Genomic DNA, 273 nt, shown 5'->3' with positions numbered 1-273 from the left:
CCGGATGGCCGAGGAAGTTCGGCATGTAGAAGACGAAGTAGGCGTAGACCAGCAGGAAGATCGAAACGCCAAGCGCATCCTTCAGCGTCGCGTAGGGCGTGAAGCGAACCGTGTCGGTCTTGGTCTTCACCTCGACGCCGGTCGGGTTCGTCTGGCCGACGACATGCAGCGCCCAGATGTGCAGGACGACGACGCCGGCAATGACGAAGGGCAGCAGGTAGTGCAGCGAGAAGAAGCGGTTCAGCGTCGGGTTGTCGACGGCAAAGCCGCCGA

Annotated in this window: 1 protein-coding gene; it reads right to left on the bottom strand. The window is 62.3% G+C overall.

Features of this window, described 5'->3' with window-relative positions; genetic code table 11:
- Positions 1-273: cytochrome b N-terminal domain-containing protein (locus IB244_RS31755; protein WP_192307027.1), on the bottom strand; the 273-nt coding region annotated here is incomplete at both ends.

Origin of the sequence: Rhizobium sp. RHZ02, from assembly GCF_014851575.1 — a bacterium.
In the GTDB taxonomy this organism is placed as follows: domain Bacteria; phylum Pseudomonadota; class Alphaproteobacteria; order Rhizobiales; family Rhizobiaceae; genus Rhizobium; species Rhizobium altiplani.
Note: the sequence above shows the minus strand (reverse complement) of the source record. Positions and strands in the feature narration are given on the sequence as shown.